The organism is Aggregatibacter sp. oral taxon 513, assembly GCF_018128305.1.
Lineage (GTDB): Bacteria > Pseudomonadota > Gammaproteobacteria > Enterobacterales > Pasteurellaceae > Aggregatibacter > Aggregatibacter segnis_A.
The window spans coordinates 1,212,601-1,232,776 of sequence record NZ_CP072381.1; the positions used below are offsets into that span (position 1 = coordinate 1,212,601).

General features: G+C 43.6%; 18 protein-coding genes. 3 read left to right on the forward strand and 15 right to left on the reverse strand.

The window, feature by feature from the left end:
- Window positions 1–323 precede the first annotated feature (323 nt).
- From J5A60_RS05815 to ompA, 9 genes are all read right to left on the reverse strand, one after another.
- Window positions 324–998 carry a DUF4145 domain-containing protein gene (locus J5A60_RS05815; RefSeq protein ID WP_212509748.1) on the reverse strand — a complete coding sequence of 225 codons (675 nt, stop codon included), beginning with the start codon at window positions 996–998 and terminating at the stop codon, window positions 324–326.
- Window positions 999–1,016: 18 nt separating this feature from the next.
- Window positions 1,017–5,018 carry an ATP-dependent RNA helicase HrpA gene (gene hrpA, locus J5A60_RS05820; protein WP_212509749.1) on the reverse strand — a complete coding sequence of 1,334 codons (4,002 nt, stop codon included), beginning with the start codon at window positions 5,016–5,018 and terminating at the stop codon, window positions 1,017–1,019.
- 6 nt (window positions 5,019–5,024) lie between these two features.
- On the reverse strand, window positions 5,025–5,405 hold the full coding sequence (locus J5A60_RS05825; protein WP_212509750.1) for a DUF423 domain-containing protein: 381 nt from the start codon (window positions 5,403–5,405) through the stop codon (window positions 5,025–5,027).
- Window positions 5,405–5,857 (reverse strand): DUF441 domain-containing protein, encoded by a 453-nt coding sequence (locus tag J5A60_RS05830; RefSeq protein ID WP_048750312.1) that lies wholly within the window; start codon window positions 5,855–5,857, stop codon window positions 5,405–5,407. The genes J5A60_RS05825 and J5A60_RS05830 overlap by 1 nt, the downstream gene beginning before the upstream one ends.
- A gap of 125 nt (window positions 5,858–5,982) precedes the next feature.
- Entirely contained in the window at window positions 5,983–6,312 is a 330-nt protein-coding gene (gene grxD / locus J5A60_RS05835; protein WP_212509751.1) for a Grx4 family monothiol glutaredoxin, read from the reverse strand.
- 93 nt (window positions 6,313–6,405) lie between these two features.
- Complete coding sequence (locus J5A60_RS05840) at window positions 6,406–7,212, reverse strand: YgcG family protein (RefSeq protein WP_212509752.1); 807 nt, start codon at window positions 7,210–7,212, stop codon at window positions 6,406–6,408.
- On the reverse strand, window positions 7,205–7,654 hold the full coding sequence (locus tag J5A60_RS05845) for a TPM domain-containing protein (RefSeq protein ID WP_212509753.1): 450 nt from the start codon (window positions 7,652–7,654) through the stop codon (window positions 7,205–7,207). Before J5A60_RS05845 ends, J5A60_RS05840 begins: the two co-directional genes overlap by 8 nt.
- Window positions 7,655–7,674: 20 nt before the next feature.
- Entirely contained in the window at window positions 7,675–8,256 is a 582-nt protein-coding gene (locus J5A60_RS05850; protein ID WP_021615779.1) for a LemA family protein, read from the reverse strand.
- Between the two features lie 102 nt (window positions 8,257–8,358).
- Complete coding sequence (ompA, locus tag J5A60_RS05855; protein ID WP_212509754.1) at window positions 8,359–9,396, reverse strand: porin OmpA; 1,038 nt, start codon at window positions 9,394–9,396, stop codon at window positions 8,359–8,361.
- Window positions 9,397–9,829: 433 nt separating this feature from the next.
- Between ompA and J5A60_RS05860 the strand changes: the two genes are divergently transcribed.
- Genes J5A60_RS05860 through hemH form a run of 3 tightly spaced genes read left to right on the forward strand, consistent with a single transcriptional unit; the run spans window position 9,830 to window position 14,403 of the window.
- Window positions 9,830–12,919, forward strand: coding sequence for an FAD-binding and (Fe-S)-binding domain-containing protein (locus tag J5A60_RS05860; RefSeq protein WP_212509755.1), 3,090 nt, complete (start codon window positions 9,830–9,832; stop codon window positions 12,917–12,919).
- A gap of 7 nt (window positions 12,920–12,926) precedes the next feature.
- Entirely contained in the window at window positions 12,927–13,349 is a 423-nt protein-coding gene (locus tag J5A60_RS05865) for a hotdog fold thioesterase (protein WP_109127984.1), read from the forward strand.
- Window positions 13,342–14,403: a ferrochelatase gene (gene hemH / locus J5A60_RS05870; RefSeq protein WP_212509756.1), complete on the forward strand. Its 1,062-nt coding sequence runs from the start codon at window positions 13,342–13,344 to the stop codon at window positions 14,401–14,403. The genes J5A60_RS05865 and hemH overlap by 8 nt, the downstream gene beginning before the upstream one ends.
- Before the next feature lie 116 nt (window positions 14,404–14,519).
- Here the strand turns inward: hemH and nagA are convergent, their stop codons facing one another.
- The 6 genes from nagA to J5A60_RS05900 all read right to left on the reverse strand — a co-directional run bounded on the left by nagA (window position 14,520) and on the right by J5A60_RS05900 (window position 20,005).
- Window positions 14,520–15,665: an N-acetylglucosamine-6-phosphate deacetylase gene (gene nagA, locus J5A60_RS05875; protein ID WP_212509757.1), complete on the reverse strand. Its 1,146-nt coding sequence runs from the start codon at window positions 15,663–15,665 to the stop codon at window positions 14,520–14,522.
- 50 nt (window positions 15,666–15,715) lie between these two features.
- A complete protein-coding gene (gene nagB / locus J5A60_RS05880) occupies window positions 15,716–16,519 on the reverse strand; it encodes a glucosamine-6-phosphate deaminase (RefSeq protein ID WP_212509758.1) in 804 nt (267 codons plus the stop codon).
- Between the two features lie 115 nt (window positions 16,520–16,634).
- Window positions 16,635–17,513 carry an N-acetylneuraminate lyase gene (nanA, locus tag J5A60_RS05885; protein WP_021615789.1) on the reverse strand — a complete coding sequence of 293 codons (879 nt, stop codon included), beginning with the start codon at window positions 17,511–17,513 and terminating at the stop codon, window positions 16,635–16,637.
- A gap of 13 nt (window positions 17,514–17,526) precedes the next feature.
- A complete protein-coding gene (locus J5A60_RS05890; RefSeq protein ID WP_212509759.1) occupies window positions 17,527–18,399 on the reverse strand; it encodes a MurR/RpiR family transcriptional regulator in 873 nt (290 codons plus the stop codon).
- Between the two features lie 8 nt (window positions 18,400–18,407).
- Complete coding sequence (locus J5A60_RS05895; protein WP_048750301.1) at window positions 18,408–19,286, reverse strand: N-acetylmannosamine kinase; 879 nt, start codon at window positions 19,284–19,286, stop codon at window positions 18,408–18,410.
- A 17-nt stretch (window positions 19,287–19,303) separates the two neighbouring features.
- Window positions 19,304–20,005, reverse strand: a complete 702-nt coding sequence (locus J5A60_RS05900; protein WP_109432184.1) for an N-acetylmannosamine-6-phosphate 2-epimerase — start codon at window positions 20,003–20,005, stop codon at window positions 19,304–19,306.
- Between the last annotated feature and the right edge of the window lie 171 nt (window positions 20,006–20,176).

The window sequence follows — 20,176 nt, forward strand, 5'->3', positions numbered from 1 at the left end:
TATTCTCTTTAAGACTTTAGCATAAAAAACAAACACATTCACTCCATTTGATTTCTTTATGCTTATTAAGTATTTACCTCCAAGGTATCATAAACATAAATTATTACATAAAGACACAATCAATCTATGATACGCATATCTCCCGATTTCCCTCTTAAATCGAAGATACAAGACGCAAATAAAAAAATGATTAGAAAAATGACCGCACTTTCTAAAAATAGAGCGATGGTTCAAGCGTCCTCGCTTGGACCAAATAAGCACAAGCGTGGACGCTTGCGCTATCTAGGGGGCCACTCTATCGTGGTATTAGCCTTTTACTGAATTTACTCTTCAGACTTAGCCCTATTTCTAGCATCTTGGCTTTCTGCAGACTTTCTAGCTGATTCAGGAGTCTTCAAATATAATTCATCCAGCTCTTTTGGTTCTGTAATAGCTTTACGAACAATGAAGTTAATTAAGTCAAACATTTTTTCTGCAACATCATCAAAATCTTCATCTGACATAGTTCCTGGGTGAACTGCATTATTTCCAGTAATTCTTAAGGTATCTGCAACTTGTATCACCTTAGCAGGCAAAGAACCATCACCTGCTAATGCACGAATATCATCATTAATGTTTTTACCCTCTTTACCCAAGTGTTTTAATAACTTCTGTAATGCTAATCTTAATAAAGCTGCTCCACCACGATGAGATTTGCTAAAAATAGAAGCCGCCTCCATATAATCAGCCTTAACATCTTCGGGCATATCTTCTACAGGAAAAGGAGCATTTCCCGTATCAGGATAAATCATAAATCCTACGATCGTTACACCTACAAGTGGCACGGTATGTACTTCTTTTCTCCATAAACTTTTTTTCTGACATTTAGAACAGCTAGCCACACTATAATCAGAAAATGCACCTCCTGGATAACTCACCCATTCCATATGGGCATACGCATTACAGAATGGACAATTAAAAGCTTCAAGATTAAATTTAGGAGCCACATAGTTATTCATATATTTTCCTCATAATTACTAAATTTCATTAATCAAATTCAAAACCCGCTTATCCGACACCTGATACTTCGTCCCCAACTGCTGAGCAAACAAACTCACCCGCAATTCCTCGATCATATAACGAATCTCCGCCACCTCATCAGAAATTGGTTTGGATTTCGGTAGTTTGGCAAGGAGTTGTTGGTAGGCTTGTTGCACTTGTTCCACGCGTAACATGACGGCACGATCACGATTGACATCTTGAGCAAGTTTATCCATGCGTTTGTCGATGGCTTGTAGATAGCGGAGTAAGTCCGGCAGGCGGGCGTAGCCGCTTTTTTGCACGAAGCCTTGATAAATCAAACCTGAAATCTGGCTTTTCATGTCGGACAGGGCGAATGCCATAGTAAAATCCATTTTGCCTTTGAGACGTTGGTTGAGTTGGTGTGTGAGCGTGAGGATCTGCTCCACTTTTTGCGCAATATCTACGGTGACTTCATTAACGTTTTCACGCACAAAATCCCGTAGCTTATTAAAGCCTTCTTCGTTCCACACAAAGCCGCCGAAATCCGCAATCAGTTTATCCACGGCACAGGCGATGCAGTCGTCAATTAAATCCAACACGCGCCCAAACGGCGTAAAATACAGCCCCAATTTGGCTTTATTCGGCAATTTTTCATGCAGATATTTAATCGGTGACGGCACGTTGAGTAGCAACAAACGGCGCAAACCTTGTTGCATTGCTACCGCTTGTTCAAATTCCGTTTCAAACAGTTTAATGCCCACTGCGTCTTTTTCGTCCACAATGGCCGGGAAAGCTTTCACGCTAAAACCGCGCTGTTTTTGTTCGTAACATTGTGGTAGCTCGGCGAAACTCCAAATGTGTAACCCACTTTGCTCAATGCCATCATCCGCCACCGCAGAAATACTTTCTTGCACACGATCTTTTAAACTAAATTTCAGCTCGTCTAAATTCATGGATTCGGCGATTTTCTTGCCGTTTTCATCCACCACACGGAAAGTCATTTTCAAATGGCTCGGGATTTGTTCCCAATTCCAATGTTCCGCTTCTACGGTGACACCCGTCATACGGCGCAATTCATAAATCAGCGTTTCTAACAATGGCTTTTCCAAAGGCACGGCGCGCCCTAAAAAGGCTTGGGCATAATTCGGTGCCGGCACGAAATTACGACGATAAGATTTCGGCAGAGACTTAATCAGCGCAATCACCAGTTCTTCCCGCAAGCCCGGTATTTGCCAGTCAAAGCCCGTCATTTCCACTTGGTTGAGCAACGGCAACGGAATATGCACGGTCACGCCGTCCGCATCCGTACCCGGTTCAAATTGATAGGTCAGTTTGAGTTTCAGATTGCCTTGATGCCAGAAATTCGGGAAATCCAGCTTGCTCACTTGCTCGGCATCGTCGTTAATCAAGAAGGAGCGTTCAAAATTAAGTAGCTCGGGATCTTGTTTTTCTGCCTTTTTCCACCAAGTATCAAAATGTTTTTGCGACACCACGTCAGTGCCGATACGCTGATCGTAAAACTCAAATAAGGTGCGCTCGTCCACCAAAATATCACGGCGACGGCTTTTGTGTTCCAATTCCTCCACTTCTCGAATCAGTTGCTGATTTTGCTTGAAGAATTTGTGCTTGGTGTTCCAATCCCCTTCCACCAAGGCGGATTGAATAAAGAGCTCACGACTCACTATTGGGTCAATCGAGCCATAATTCACCGGTCGGGCTGCCACAATCGGCACGCCATACAAGCTCACCTTTTCATCGGCAATCACCGCCCCACGAGATTTCGACCAACGTGGCTCGGAATAGGATTTTTTCGTTAAATGCTCGGCAAGCGGCTCAATCCATTCCGGCTCAATTTCCGCCACCATGCGCCCCCAAAGTTTGGAGGTTTCCACCAACTCTGCCGCCATCACCCATTTCGGTTGTTTTTTGAAAAGCACGGAATTAGGGAAAATCGCAAAATGCGCATTGCGGGCGCCAAGATATTGTTGTTTTTCAGCTTCTTTTAAGCCGATATGCGACAGCAAGCCACTTAAAAGTGCGGTGTGAATTTTCTGATATTCTGCTTTTTCCGAATTAATCGGCAAGCCCATTTCACGCACAGCAAGGCGAATTTGTTGATAAATATCCTGCCATTCACGAATGCGCAAATAATTTAAAAAATCCTTTTGGCACTGACGGCGGAATTGGTTTTTCGTTAATTCTTTTTGCTGTTCTTGCACATAATGCCAAAGATTCAAGAACGCCAAGAAATCCGATTTTTTATCGGCAAAGCGACGATGTTTTTCATCGGAAGCCTGTTGTTTTTCGGTTGGGCGCTCACGCGGATCTTGAATGGATAACGCCGAGACAATAATCATCACTTCATAAACGCTGCCAAAATCGACCGCACTTAGAAGCATTTTGGCAAGGCGCGGATCGACAGGAAGTTGGGCAAGTTGGCGACCGATTGGGGTAAGTTCCCAACCTTGCTTTTTCTCTGTCAATTCGCTAGCGCGCGTCTCCTGACGCGAGCTTTCATTTGTCAAATTTTGGACACGCGTCGGGAGACGCGCGCCATCATGAGATTTATATTTTTTCGGTTGAATCGCGCCTAACTCTTCCAATAACTTCACGCCATCTTGGATATGCCGTTTATCCGGCGCATCGACAAAAGGAAACGCTTCAATGTCGTCCAAACCCAACGCCGTCATTTGCAAAATGACAGAAGCCAAATTGGTACGCAGAATTTCCGGATCGGTAAATTCCGAGCGATTATTAAAATCCTCTTCCGAATAAAGACGAATACAAATGCCCTCACTTACCCGTCCGCAACGACCTTTTCGCTGATTAGCAGAAGCCTGTGAAATCGGCTCAATCGGCAAGCGTTGCACTTTGGTGCGATAGCTATAACGGGAAATACGCGCCGTGCCTGGGTCAATCACATATTTAATGCCTGGCACGGTGAGCGAGGTTTCCGCAACGTTGGTCGCTAACACAATGCGATTTAGCCCACTCGGATGAAAAATTTTGTTTTGTTCTTGCGCAGACAAGCGGGCAAAGAGCGGTAGGATTTCCGTGTGTTTTAGATTTTGCTTTTGCAAGGCTTCGGCGGTGTCTCGAATTTCCCGTTCACCGTTCATAAAGATCAAAATATCGCCGCGCCCTTCCGCTTGCAGCTCATCCACCGCATTAAGAATGCCTTGTAGCTGATCTTGATCGTCTTCTTCCGCAACAGGGCGATAACGCACTTCCACGGGATAAGTTCTGCCCGAGACTTCGATAATCGGCGCGTTATTAAAATGTTTAGAAAAACGTTCCACATCAATGGTGGCCGAGGTGATAATGACTTTTAAGTCCGGACGGCGTGGTAGCAACTGTTTCAGATAACCGAGAATAAAATCGTTGTTCAAGCTGCGTTCATGGGCTTCATCAATAATCAGGCAAGAATATTGATTGAGGAAACGATCCGTTTGAATTTCAGCCAGCAAAATCCCGTCTGTCATCAACTTGATTTGGGTGTTATCGCTAATCTGATCATTAAAACGGACTTTATACCCCACTAAATCGCCAAGCTCTGTTTGTAATTCTTCGGCGATTCGAGCAGCTACCGAACGGGCGGCAATACGGCGCGGTTGGGTGTGTCCGATTGTGCCGAGATTGCCTAAGCCAAGCTCCAAACACATTTTCGGCAACTGCGTGGTTTTCCCTGAACCGGTTTCCCCCGCCACGACGATCACTTGATGCTCGGAAAGCAGTTTTTGAATTTCTGCTTTGCGTTGGCTAACAGGCAGGCTTTCCGGAAAAACGATGAGATTTTGCACCGCACTTTTCCGTTGTTCTACACGAAATCTTGCTTGTTCAATTTGTTGTTGGATTTCAGCCGCAACGGCTTGTTGCGCCTCTTGGCTTTTAATCTTGCCGATGCCATGAATGCGGGCGGATAAACGGCGTTGATCCAGCCGCATGATGTCGTTGAGTTGAGAAAAAAGGGATTGCTGTAAAGAGGTTACTTCACGTTTTACTGATTTGTTCTTCATACCTATTTACTTTTTCAAACTGCCGTAAGCCAAGCAAAACCAGCCGATTAAAAATAACGTACCGCCGACAGGAGTTACCCAAACCAGGAATTGTCCTGCGCCAAGCGCGAGTGCATAAAGACTGCCGCTAAAAAGAAGAATACCGAATGCCCATGCACCCGCAGCGAAATTGGCCATTTTGCCGGCAACCAATGATTCACGGCACAATTGCGCAATGCCGATACCCATGATGGCAAGGGTATGGAACATTTGATATTTCACACCGGTTTCAATCCACGCTAAAGCTTTAGGATCTAAAACCTTGCTTAATCCGTGTGCCGCAAAAGCGCCAATCGTCACACATAAGAAACCGCTCAATGCAGCGATAAATAACCATTTGTTTTTCATTAGAATTTTCCTATGAGTAATGCCAAAATACCGGCAGCGATAAGTGGTCCGACAGGGATACCGCCCAGAAAAGAGACACCAATAATGGTGCCAATCACCAAGCCTGTCACTAAGACAGGTTGTTCCCCCATCAGCGGAACGCCTTTGCCCGCAAGCCAGGCGACCAATACACCCACTGCAATGGCAACGAACATTTTCCAACTGACAAATGCCGACAGGCCGGGAAGCTGAATTTTACCGGAAACCAACGGGCTCAAAACGCCGATGGTTAAAATCACAATACCAATGCTCAAGCCGTATTTTTCCAAATAGGGAATATATTTAGCGAGAAGCGTTTGTTGCATGATCAGCAGCACTGCGGCAGAGATAGTGATAGAGCTGTTGTGGCTAAGAATGCCGAGCAAAATTAACACCACTAAAAGTAACGCAATCATATTGAATTGAAGCGACATATTGATCCTAAAGTGCGGTAAAAATTTGCGGAGAATTATAGCATAAGCCATCAAATTTGCCCTGTGGCAGACAACAAAAAACCGCACTTGGGGAAGCCAAAGTGCGGTTGTATTTCAAAACGTTTTTATGCTTGCGTATGTCTTGCGGCGACTTCTTCTAATAAGGTTTTAAGTTCACCTTGTTGAAACATTTCCAACACGATGTCACAACCGCCGATTAACTCGCCTTCTACCCATAATTGCGGGAATGTCGGCCAATTGGCGTAAGCCGGTAATTCAGCACGAATATCCGGATGTTGCAAAATATCCACATAACCGAAGGGTACGCCACAGTTAATCAACGCTTCCACCGCACGAGCAGAGAAACCGCAAGAAGGGAATTTTGGCGAGCCTTTCATGTAAATCAGAATCGGATTTTCGCTGATTTGTTTTTTGATTTTATCTAGAGTTTCCATAATGTTCCTTGTATTCATTGAATGAGAAAACGCGCGCATTGTATCACAAACCCAAGTTGCCACAAATAAAAGTCGAGCGTTTTACTACGTTATTTACCAGCTTCCACCTGCGCCACCGCCGTCAAAGCCGCCTCCACCGAATCCGCCACCGGAACCACCGCCGAAACCGCCTCCGCCAAAGCCACCACCGAAACCACCGCCATCTCTGTCGTTACGACGACGGTCTGACATGGATTTTCGCAATACGTCATTTAGCACATGATTATTGGTTGGCGTGACATAAGGTCGGCGACTGTTCATTTCCGCCATCACCACAATCAAAATAAACAGCGCTAACATGATAAAGGGCACAAAATCCCCGAAATCATTCTCTTCTTCCGCTTGTGCGGCAAATTCGCCTTTGGTTGCAGCAATAATGTAATCCAAGCCATTATCGATGCCTTGGGCATACTGCTCGTTACGGAAATAAGGGCGAATTTGGTTGCGAATAATTTGTGATGCAAGGGCATCGGTCAACACGCCTTGCAAGCCTTGTCCCACCGCAATAAACAATTTGCGATCGTCTTTGGCAATGAGTAACAACACACCGTTATTCAGATTTTTTCGCCCGATACCCCATTTATCGCCTAATTCAAAGGCATATTGAGAAATCTCATATTCACCGGTCGTCGGCATAATCACCACCGCAATTTGCGAACTGGTTTCTTTGCCATAGGCTACCAACTTAGCCTCTAATACGCCAAGCTGCTTTTCCGATAAGGTGTTCGTGTAGTCATTCACATAACGGAAAGGTTTTGGGGAATCAGGAAAGGTGACGGCGGAAACAGTCGTCGCCATAAAAATGCAGAAAAAAATGACTGCACTTTTTAAGCTCAATAAACCAAATACGCGTTTAATCATGAATGATCACCTCGTTATCCAGTTCATTTTTATCATCCGGTTGAACCGGAAAATGCTGAATTAAGTGTTCACCAATTTTCTGCATCGAAGCCAAAATACCTTCCGTATATTGCTTTTGTTTAAAATGCGCAATCATGCGGGCACATTCTGTTTGCCAAAAATCATCGCCCACATACTGATGAATACCGATATCACCGATAATCGCACATTGACGATCATCATAGGCAATATAAATCAACACGCCATTACGCGCCGCCGTTTGATGCATTTCAAGTTGTGAAAAAACACCCAACGCACGTTCATAAACAGAAAGTGCGGTCGGTTTTGACGGTATTTTTCGTTCGATAAAAATCCGAAATTCAGCGGAGGTTTGTCGCTCAAGGCAGCTAATCTCCGCCTCGAGCTGTTTTTTATCTATCGGGATTTTTGAAAATAATGGCATCGCGCCACCTTGTTGTCCGTTTAGTTAAAATTCACTGTTGGCGCATTTTCAGCACCCGCAACAGATTTGAAATAAGGTTTTTCTTTGAAACCAAAAATCATCGCAACCACTTTGGTTGGGAAAGTACGAATTTTTTGGTTGTATTCACGCGCTGCTTCATTGAATTTATTACGCGCGACATTAATGCGATTTTCGGTACCTTCCAATTGCGCTTGTAAGTTCATAAAGCCTTCGTTCGCACGCAATTCAGGATAATTCTCTACGCTGACCAATAAGCGGGACAACGCAGAACCCACCGCATTTTGATTTTGTTGGAATTGGGTTAATTGTTCTTCCGTTAAATTAGACGGATCGATTTTGGTTTGCGTTGCTTTGGCACGCGCTTCAACAACACCGGTCAAGGTTTCTTTTTCAAAGTTTGCCTGGCCTTTCACAGTATTCACTAAATTCGGGATCAAATCGGAACGACGCTGATAAGTCGATTCTACATTTGCCCACACAGAATTAATTTGTTCTTCCGCAGCAACCAAGCCGTTATAACTTGGAATTAAGGTCATGGCCGCAACAACGGCAACAATAATCAGAACAAGCCATTTTTTCATTTTTTTCCCTTACAATCATTAAACTTAGCTAAAAAACAAAAGACCTAAACATAAGTTTAGGTCTTTTTTATCTTTATCTGAAAATAATTAACAAAACGCTAATTATTTAGTACCGCTAACTGCGATTTCTACGCGACGGTCATCAGCTAAGCAAGCGATAAGCGCTTTACGGCCTTTAACTGCGTCACATTTGTTACCAGTAACTGAGTTTGCTTTACCGTAACCGGTTGCAGAAATAGCGTTTTGAGAAACACCTTTAGCAACTAAGTAGTTAGCTACAGTTTCAGCACGTTTTTGAGATAATTTTTGGTTGTAAGCGTCAGAACCGATACGGTCTGTGTAACCTGCAACTTTAACGTTTGCACTTTTAACTTGTGCGATTTCGCCGTAGATACCATCTAACACGCCTTGTGCTTGTGGTTTTAAGTCAGCTTTGCCGAATGCGAAAGTTACATCAGAGTTTAAGTTGAAAGTTTTGTTTACAACTTCAGGCGCTACAACTGGTGCACCTTGACCGAAACGGTAAGATAAACCTAAAGCTACAGAACCGATATCTGGGGAATAACGAGTATCTGAGTCAACACCAGCTTTTCTTTCAGCTTTACCTAAGTTGCCTACACGGCTAACCCATTGGTATTCAGCACGTAATGCTAATTCAGGAAGAATTGCATATTCAACACCTGCTGCGAATACTGGAGATACTTTTAGGTTGTGGTATTTATAAACATCACTACCATCAGTAACTTTATAATCGCTACGGATTAATGCTGCACCAACGCGACCATAAACATCTAAGTCTGCTAATACCGGGTAGCTGCCTTTAAGCGCTAAAGTAGTACCGTGCGCTGTGTGTCTAAAATATTGTTCACCGTTGGTTTTAGCTTTAGCACGACCGAAATATTCGTAACCTGCTTCAACAGCCAAGTTATCAGTGATTTGATAACCACCGAACACACCGTAAGCTTCAGAGTTACGGCTAACTGTTTGACCTGGTTCATCTTTAAATTGGTTAAGACCGTGATGTACAGATGCCCAACCAGCTTTTGCGCCGGCATAGAAAGTGTCAGCTTGTGGAGCTGCTTGTGCTACTGTTGCTGCTGCTAAACCAGCGATAGCTAATGCGATTGCAGTTTTTTTCATTTTGATGATCCTCTTTAATTTAGTCATCTATTTTAAAACAAGTATCAGCTGATATAGCTGAAAACCGACACAAGAACTTGTGTCACCGTCATCTTAAACCGTTTAACCCTAAAAGTGAAATTTTTTACAATTTCCAGCTTAAGATGTTGTTTCAAATAGGATTGAAGTTTTCCTATTTCTTTTGATGAGAAATATCCAACTCCCCTCAAAAGTTGCGGCATTATCCTACTGAAAGAACATAAAATCAAACAAATAGACATCTTATTGCTTAATTTTTAAGCAATTAAACATTCTTTTTGTCTATTTTGCAACCCCATCCCAATATTTCTTCAATAAATTTAATATTTATCAAATGATTTTCTATGTTAAACTTTGGTTACTTTTTACTCCACCTAATCCCAAACAAACATTAACCAATATAGAGTGGTGCAACATGCTACCCCGCTTAACAAAGATCCCTCAACTTTCTCCATTAGTCAGTGATTATTTAGATACGCTACGATTGCAACATTTTGAAGGAGACATTGCCTCAAGTTATGCCAATCGTCTCAGCCTTGCCACCGACAACAGTGTTTACCAACAACTTCCGCAAGCGATTTTATTTCCGAAAAGCGTTGCCGATGTGGTACGCCTAACCAAACTCGCACAACAGGAACAATACCTTTCTCTCACGTTTACGCCACGTGGTGGTGGCACTGGCACCAATGGGCAATCCATCAATAACAACATTATTGTTGATCTCTCTCGCCACATGACAAAGATTTTAGAACTCAACCTAAAAGAACGTTGGGTACGCGTGCAAGCCGGCGTGGTGAAAGATCAGCTTAATCAATTTCTAAAGCCGCACGGTTTATTTTTCTCGCCGGAACTCTCCACCAGTAACCGCGCCACCTTAGGCGGCATGATCACTACGGATGCGTCAGGACAAGGTTCTTTACAATACGGGAAAACCTCCGACCACGTGCTCGGTTTACGCGCCGTACTCATCAATGGCGAAATTTTGGAAACAAGTGCGGTCAAATCTGACGACGTTTTTCGCTATACAGAAGAAAGCTCTCTCTCTGCCAATGTGAAAAAAATACATCAAGAGATTTTTCAACGTTGTAAAGACAAGCGATCAACAATCCTGAGTGATTTGCCCCAATTGAACCGTTTTCTGACCGGTTACGATTTAAAAAATGTGTTTAATGATGATTTAAGCGAATTCAATTTAACCCGCATTTTGACAGGTTCTGAAGGCTCACTTGCTTTTATTTGCGAAGCCACGTTGGATTTAATGCCGCTACCACAACATCGTACGTTAATTAACATTAAATACAATTCTTTTGATGCGGCATTACGCAACGCGCCTTTTATGGTCAAAGCCAATGCACTTTCCGTAGAAACCGTAGATTCCAAAGTGTTGAATTTGGCAAAACAAGACATTATTTGGCATTCCGTCAAAGAACTGTTAACAGAAGACGCACAACATCCTATTCTTGGCTTAAATATTGTGGAATATGCCGGCAATAATCAGGCATTAATTGAAAAACAAGTGGCGCAGTTATGTGCACAATTAGATCAAAAAATTGCTGAAGGCAAAGATCATATTATCGGCTATCAAGTTTGCGATCATTTGCCGTCCATTGAACGTATTTATGCCATGCGGAAAAAAGCCGTAGGGTTACTTGGCAATGCCAAAGGCGCGGCAAAACCCATTCCTTTTGTGGAAGACACTTGTGTGCCGCCGGAAAATTTAGCGGATTACATTACCGAGTTTCGCGCTTTATTAGATAGCCATAATCTGCAATACGGTATGTTCGGCCATGTGGATGCAGGCGTGTTACACGTTCGTCCTGCATTAGATTTATGCGATTTAGAGCAAGTTAAATTATTTAAACAGATTTCCGACGAGGTGGCGGAACTCACCCGCAAATACGGCGGTTTAATTTGGGGTGAACATGGCAAAGGAATGCGCTCGCAATACGGCGAAAAATTCTTTACGCCCGAATTATGGCGCGAATTACGTTACATCAAATTCTTATTTGACCCACAAAATCGTCTCAATCCAGGGAAAATCTGTACGCCGTTAAACAGCGAACAAGCACTTTATTCCATTTTATCGCCAATGCGAGCCGACCTCGATCGCCAAATTCCCGTTCAAATGAAAGAAGAATTTATCGGTGCCATGAATTGTAACGGTAACGGGCTATGCTTTAACTTTGATGTCCACAGCACCATGTGTCCGTCAATGAAAGTGAGTAAAAATCGCGTCTTTTCACCGAAAGGCCGCGCCGCCATGGTGCGTGAATGGTTGCGTTTATTAGCGAATGAGCAAGTTACCCCGGCGCAATTGGATTTCAAGCAATCCACGGTAAAACTCACGGATATTGTGCATAAAATCCAAAACAGCTATCAAAAACGCCGTGGCGAATACGATTTTTCCCATGAAGTGAAAGCGGCAATGGACACTTGTCTGGCGTGTAAAGCTTGCGCCAGCCAATGCCCGATTAAAATCGACGTGCCTAGCTTCCGCGCGAAGTTCTTCCATTTTTACCACCAACGTTATCTGCGCCCCATCAAAGATTATGTAGTGTCCAATGTGGAATACGTTGCGCCGCTAATGGCAAAACAAGCGAAGCTCTTCAATTATTTTACAGCGACTAAATTTAGTCAAAAAGTCGCAGAAAAATGTTTAGGCATGACGGATTTACCGTTGCTCTCGACACCCAATCTGCAACAACAACTCATTCAACTTGGCCATCAAAACGCCTCATTAGAGCAATTAGAAAGTTTAAGTGCGGTGGAAAAACAACGTATTTTGCTTATCGTACAAGATCCTTTCACTTCTTATTATGATGCCAAAGTCGTTGCCGATTTTGTGGCGTTAACGAAAAAACTGGGCTTTAAACCTGTGGTATTGCCATTTAAACCTAACGGCAAAGCGCAACACATTAAGGGCTTTTTAACCCGTTTTGCCAAAACCGCAAAAAATCAGGCTGAGTTCCTTAATCGTATGGCGAAACTAGGTATGCCTTTGGTCGGTGTGGATCCCGCCATTGTGTTGTCTTATCGAGATGAATACCAAGAAATTCTTGGCGCTGAGCGCGGTAATTTCCATGTGCTGACCGCCCACGAATGGCTCAAGCAACAGTTGGATAACGGCATCTTGTTATCCGCCCAAAACACCGAAAAAACCGACCGCACTTTTGAGCCGCATCAGTGGTATTTATTCCCACACTGCACAGAAACGACTGCGATGCCAAACAGTGGCAAAGAATGGCAACACATTTTTGCCGCTTTCGACCAGCAGTTGCAGGTTGAAAGTGTCGGCTGTTGCGGCATGGCTGGTACTTTCGGGCACGAAACCCAGCATATTGAAATGTCGAAAGCCATTTATGAAGCCTCATGGGAGAAAAAGCTGCAAAATAAAGATCCGAACTTCTGCTTAGCAACCGGTTATTCCTGTCGTAGCCAAGTGAAGCGTTTCGCCCATTATCAGCCGAAACACCCTGTACAAGCCTTATTAACTTTATTGAAATAACGACACCATGAGCATTTGGAAGAAACACCTCACGCTACAACAACTGAATGACTTCTGCCAGCACTGTGCCGTGGCACATTTAGGCATTGAATTTACTGCACAGGGTGATGATTGGCTGGAAGCCCGTATGCCGGTGGATCACCGTACTACTCAACCCATGGGATTTTTACATGGTGGCATCTCCGCTGCACTTGCGGAAACCGTTGCTTCCACTGCCGGTTTTTGCTGTGTAGAAGTAAATCAGGCTGTGGTTGGTTTAGAAATTAACGCAAGCCATTTACATCCTGTAAAACAAGGCTATGTTTGCGCTAAATCAAGCCCGATTCGTTTAGGTAAAAATGTACAGGTTTGGCAAATTGACATTCGAGATGCACAAGATAAACTGTGCTGCGTTTCACGTTTAACTCTTTCTATTATTACACATGACTAATTTAAAAATCGGCGTCATTCTTGCCAATTTAGGTACGCCGGACTCACCAAGTCCTAAGGATATTTCCCGTTATTTATGGCAATTTTTAACGGATCCCCGCGTGGTCGATTTGCCGCGTTGTAAATGGTATCCGTTACTTAAAGCCATTATTTTGCCGTTGCGTTCTAAACGAGTCGCAAAAGACTACCGTTCTATTTGGACCGAACAAGGTTCTCCGTTAATGGTGTTCACCGAACAACAAAAACAAGGCTTAATCGACTTCTTCCGACAACAGCAACTGGATGTGGAAATCGAAATTGGCATGACTTATGGCAATCCGTCCATGCCAAGTGCGGTGCAAAAATTAATGGATAAAAAAGTGGAGCACATCATCGTACTCCCGCTTTATCCACAATACAGCAGTAGTACAACAGGTGCCGTGTTCGACTCTTTTGCAGAGGCATTAAAACAGCAACGAGGCATTGTGCCCTTTGATTTTATTCATTCCTATCCGCTCAACCAACATTATATTTCTGCCCTCATTGATTCTTGCAAAGCACGGTTAAAGGCAGATGAGTTTTTACTGTTTTCCTTTCACGGCATTCCGTTACGTTATGAAAACACCGGCGATTACTACCGCACACATTGCCAACAAACCGCAGCCGCGGTGGCACAAGGGTTGGGCTTAAATGAAAAACAATGGGGTTTAACCTTCCAATCCCGTTTTGGTAAAGAAGAATGGTTACAGCCTTATACTGATGAGTTTTTGTCTAACGCTGCAGCACAGGGCATTAAGAAAGTGGCGGTGATTTGCCCGGGCTTTGCTGTGGATTGTTTGGAAACTTTGGAAGAAATCGCTGAGGAAAATAAAGACTATTTCCTTTCTAACGGCGGTGAAAGTTATCAATACATCCCAGCGCTAAACGCCTCTCCAGCACATATCGAAACCTTGGGAAGATTAGTAATTAATCAAATGGCAAAAATGAAGTGTAATAACTGCGCTTCACCAAACATTGCCATTATTCCAACCATTACGGTGCCAACGTCAAACAATCTCAGTAGCCGTTGTCATTAAAAGAAAAATAAAAAAGTGCGGTGGATTTTTGAGGTGTTAAAAACACTTAGAAAATCCACCGCACTTTTGTTTTATAAGGTGCAAATAAACGCACCTTACTATGATTCTTGCTATGATTAATTCGCTTTCCACTCGCCGTTCACAACGGTACCAACGACGTGGTAATCATTCGTGAAGACAGCAAGGTTAGCGACTTTGCCAGCTTCAACGGACCCCAAACGGTCATCTACACCAATGGCGCGTGCCGGATAAAGGTTACTCATGCGAATCGCTTCGGCAAGAGGAATCTCAACATATTCCACCGCATTTTTGATGGATTCCATCATGGTGATAGAAGCACCTGCGATCGTGCCGTTACCGTCATAACAACGTCCTTCTTTCACATAAATGGTTTTCCCCACAAAGGTGAAGGTTTCTAATTCAGGGCCTGCACCGGCAGCCGCTAAAGAATCGGTCACAATACAAAGTTTGTCGCCTTTCACTTTTTTATCCAAACGCACATTGCCAAAATCCACGTGTACGCCGTCCACGATAATGCCGGTATAAACGTCAGAATCCAACACGGCACCTACTACGCCCATGGCACGACCGGAACTGACCGGTGACATCGCATTGTGTAAGTGCGTTGCGAAAGTTGCGCCTTTACGGAAAGCCGCTTTTGCCACGTCATAGGTAGCATTAGAGTGACCGACTGAAACCACGATGCCACTTTTCACAAAATCAGGCGTATAGTTGATGGTTGGGTTTTCCGCGGCAATAGTGAGCTTCGTGATCACATCGGCGTTTTCACACAAGAAATCTTTCATTTCAGGTGAAATTTCACGGATATATTCCGGACGGTGTACGCCTTTTTTCTCTACGCTCAAATATGGCCCTTCAATATGCAAACCCAGTGCTTGGTTTTTATGCTTATTCAAATATTCACGCATAATTTTCACCGCACTTTTAATGCCTTCATCCGGTGCGGTAATAAAGGTTGGTAAGAAACTGGTACAGCCGGATTTCAGGTTGGTTGCTTGCATGATTTCTAAGGTTTCCACGCTGGTTTGGTCGTTGAACATCACACCACCACAACCGTTTAATTGCAAGTCAATAAAACCGGCAGTGAGGTTATGCCCCTCTAAATCAAGGGTCTTAATACCGCTTTCCAATTCGCTTTGTGGAATCACGGCTTCAATGTGTTCGCCATTCACCACCACCGCATAATCCCGAAGGATTTCATCTTTGGTGTAAATGACGGAATTAATTAATGCATATTTCATAATCGTACCTTTAAATAATCTAAAAATTCACCGCACTTTTGCGCTAAACATTACAACACGCTGTGAATGGCGTGACTTTCCAAGTCGGTGAAATATTTCACGGTTTTCACTTTCAATTCTTGCAATGCAGGTTCATCACACACCAACACAAAATGGCGATGTAATTGCAACGCACTCACTGTCCACATATGGTTCACTGCGCCTTCAACTGCGGCTTGCACAGCTAACGCTTTCGCATGGCCGGTAGCCAAAATCATCACTTCTTCTGCGTCTAACAAGGTGCCTACGCCAATGGTTAATGAATATTTCGGCACTTGAGTAATATCGTTATCAAAAAAACGGGAGTTCGCAATAATGGTATCCGGTGTTAAGGTTTTAATACGGGTGCGGGAGCTCAATGAAGAAGCCGGCTCATTGAAGGCAATATGCCCATCTACGCCAACGCCGCCCATAAATAAATGAATTTTGCCATAAGATTTGATTTTTTCTTCGTAACGGCGACATTCTTCATCATGATCGTCCGTATTGCCGTCTAAAATATTGATGTTTTGCGGCTGAATATCAATGTGGCTGAAAAAATTGTTGTGCATAAAGCTGTGATAGCTTTCCGGATGTTCTTTCGGAAGGCCCACATATTCATCCATGTTGAATGTGACCACATGTTTAAAACTCACTTCACCGGCTTGGTTTAAGCGGATCAGTTCTTGGTAAGTTTTAAGTGGCGTTCCGCCGGTAGGTAAACCCAATACAAACGGGCGTTCTTCGGTGGGATTAAAACGATTGATTCTGTCAACGATATGACGTGCTGCCCAACGGCTAACTTGTTGTTCGTTATGTAGAGGGATGAGGCGCATAATAAACTTCCTTTATTGTGACCGCGCTCTCTATATGTAGGGACAGGCATCAAGCCCATCCCTACGAAGTTTGCAATTTTAGACAAGCAAAAGTGCGGTCTCTTTTTCCATTAAATTAGAGATATTTCGCTTTTAATTCTTTTGCTTTGGCTAATTGTGCTTCGGTCGCTTTTGCCGTCATTGGTTCACGACAATAGCCGGCATCCACACCTTCCAATTTCAACAATTCTTTGATGGTTAAATATAAACCATTCGCTAAGATACCTTCGATTAAATCGTTGGTCACATGTTGAATTTCACGTGCTTCAGCCAGTTTGCCTTGTTTGGTCAAGTCAAAAATTTGTCTTGCACGAACACCGTTCACGTTGAATGTACTACCGATAGCACCATCCACACCTAAAGCCACCGCCGGCAACATCATTTCATCGAAGCCGGCCCAAATTAAGTGGTTTGGATACGCTTTTTGTAAACGTTCTAATAAGTAGAAGTCACCTGCAGTGAATTTCACGCCAAGCACTTTCGGGTTTTTGTAAAGTTCGCCAAATTGTTCTACGCCCATGTTTACGCCGGTTAAGAACGGAATGGAGTAAACGATCATGTTGTTACCGGTTTCGGCAATGATGGTGTCGTAGTAGTGTTTGATTTCAGGGAAGCTGAATTTGTAGTAGAACGGTGTTACCGCAGAAAGGCAGTCATAGCCTAATTCAGTGGCATATTTACCTAATTCCACCGCTTCGTGTAAATTCACGCTACCCACTTGTGCGATTAACGCCACTTGGTCTTTTGCTTCATCTTTTGCAATACGGAAGATTTGTTTTTTCTCTTCAGTAGAAAGCATGAAGTTTTCACCGGTAGAACCGCCCACATACAAACCATTGACTTTCATTTTGTCGATATTGTGGCGAATAATTTGGCGTAAGCCTTTTTCATTAATAGAGCCATCTTCATTAAATGACACTAATAACGCACTGAAAATACCTTTTAAATCACGCATTGTTTTCTCCTGTTTAGTATTTAATACGTTGTTCTAAAATGACATTAAGGGTTTTCTCTTTTGTCTGCGTCGCTTTTTCTTGCTCGGCTTGGACTATCAACGCATAAATCAAATCCAAGACAAACAATTGAGAAATTTTCGTACCAATGGAGTCGCCTTGCAGCTTTCCTTGTTTATTACCGTTGACCAACACAAAATCTGCGTGTTCAGTCAAAGGTGAGCGCATGCTGTGGGTCAATGCCACTGTCGTTGCACCGTTGTCTTTTGCAATCTTTAACGCATGTGCGGTTTCTTGCGAATAGCCGGAATGACTGATGCCAATCGCCACATCATTGGGTTGTAACAATGCCGCTTGCATATACATAAAGTGATTGTTACCGCTCGCATCAACCGGAATGCCGATACGCATAAATTTATTTTTAGCATCTTCCGCTGTCACCCCAGAGGTGCCCACACCGAAGATAAAAACACGATTCGCACGTCGAATGAAACGAACCACTAACTCCAGCTGATTCAGATCCAGCAAATCAATGGTTTCATCCATCACCGTATTAATCACGGACTGCAATTTGCGGGCAATTTTTACCGGTTCATCATCTGCGGTAACTTCTGTATCCAATAAACTGTTATCTTTGCCACCTTGCGTTTTAGCCACTTCAATAGAAAACTCCAATTTGAAATCACTAAACCCACGAAAGCCAAGAGTACGACAAAAACGTACGAAAGTGGCTTCGCCCACATCTAAGTAAGACGCCAGCTCGGCTAAAGAGTGTCGCATAACGATATCCGGCGAGCGGTTAATGGCGTCTGCGATTTTCTTCTCCGTTTTCGTTAAACTCTGGTACAAAGAGCTAATGGTATTCAGTACACTGCCGTTTTTTGCCATAAATGCTCCTAACGATTGATTTGAGTGAGTGCCCATGCAGCCGCGCCGATAAGTCCGGCATCTTGCCCTAACTGAGCCGCATCCAACGGACAACGATAAATTTCCGGCATTTGCGCCAAATACTGTTTCACCAAAGGCAAATAGCCCTCAGCCAACCCAACGCTACCGCCAATGACCACGTGTTGTACGTCCATACCAATCACTAAATCCGCCACTAAATTGGCAATCGCTTTTGCTGAACGAGACACAAGTGCGGTCGCTTTTTCATCCATTTTTCTAAAACGGGCAAAGACTTCTTTTGGATCGCAAGGATCGTCCCATTGTTTAGAAACCGCTTCAATGGCACGTCCTGATGCGATGGCTTCCACACAACCGACTCGACCACAACCGCACACAGGACCATTTGGATCCGCAACAGTATGCCCAATATGGCCGGCAATGCCGTTCGGTTCGGTGAGTAATTGGTGGTTTAAAATTAACCCGCCACCTACGCCGGTAGAGACGGTAATAAAAGCAAAGTTTTGAAGGTTATTTTTATCTTGCAGTTGATATTCTGCATAAGTCGCTGCCTGCGCATCATTCAATAAATACACGGGCTTTGACGTATGCTGAGAAATGCTTTGTTTTAGAGGAAAATAAGCCAGTCCGCCTAAATTTTTCGGATTAAGTGCGGTCAATATTCCTTTATTGATGATGCCTGTGGAGGCAACCGCAACATAATCAAATTGCCCCGCATAATCCGAAAGTAATTGTGCGAGCGTTTGATGCATTGCCTCCACCACGTTTTCTTGCGGTGTATGGATTTGTTGACGTTGTGTCACTTGGTTCCCTGACACAATGGCTGAGGCGATTTTAGTTCCGCCGATATCTAAGGCTAAGCAACGCATCATGTTTTCCCTCTTAATTATTTATTTGCAGAATTAACCGCACTTGAGAACCAGCTCACGATATGTTCTAAACGGGTTAACGCAGATCCTACGGTCACAAAATCCGCACCGATCTCAATGGCTGTTTTGGCAAGTTCCGGCGAGTTGTAACGACCTTCTGCCATCACTTTGCAGCCGGCCGCTTTTAAATCTTTCACTAATTGATAGTCCGGTTCATCCGGTACAGCACCACCGGTATAGCCTGACATGGTGCTACCCACAATATCAAAGCCTAATTTTTGACAGTACAACCCTTCTTCTAAATTGGAGCAATCCGCCATGGCAAGACAGCCCATTTCATGAATTTTTTTGACCGCACTTTCAATATCAACAGGACGCGGACGATTGGTGCCATCCACTGCAATGATATCCGCACCGGCATGCGCTAAATCCTCAATGTCTTGTAAAAACGGGGTGATACGTACCGGGCTGTCCGGCAAATCGCGTTTAACAATGCCGATAATCGGTACATTGACTGTTGGACGCGTTGCTTTCAAGTTGTCCACGCCCTCAATACGTAGTCCAGCCGCACCACCGACAACGGAAGCCTGTGCCATGGCGGCAACAATTTCTGGCTTATCCATCGGGCCATCATCGACCGGCTGGCAGGACGCAATCAATCCATTTTGAATTTTGGCAAAAACCTCTTGGTGGGATAATTTGTGTTGAGTGAATGACATAAAAACTCCTATTAATTTGCGGCTGCATTTGGCAGTCATTCTTGTCATTGTGCATTATATGATAACAATACTTCATTTTAAAATATCTTTTTGAAGTGTTTTTCCAATGATGTGATCTACCTCTCATTTCTGAAATAAAACTTCACAATCTATTTGAAAATGATTTTTTTA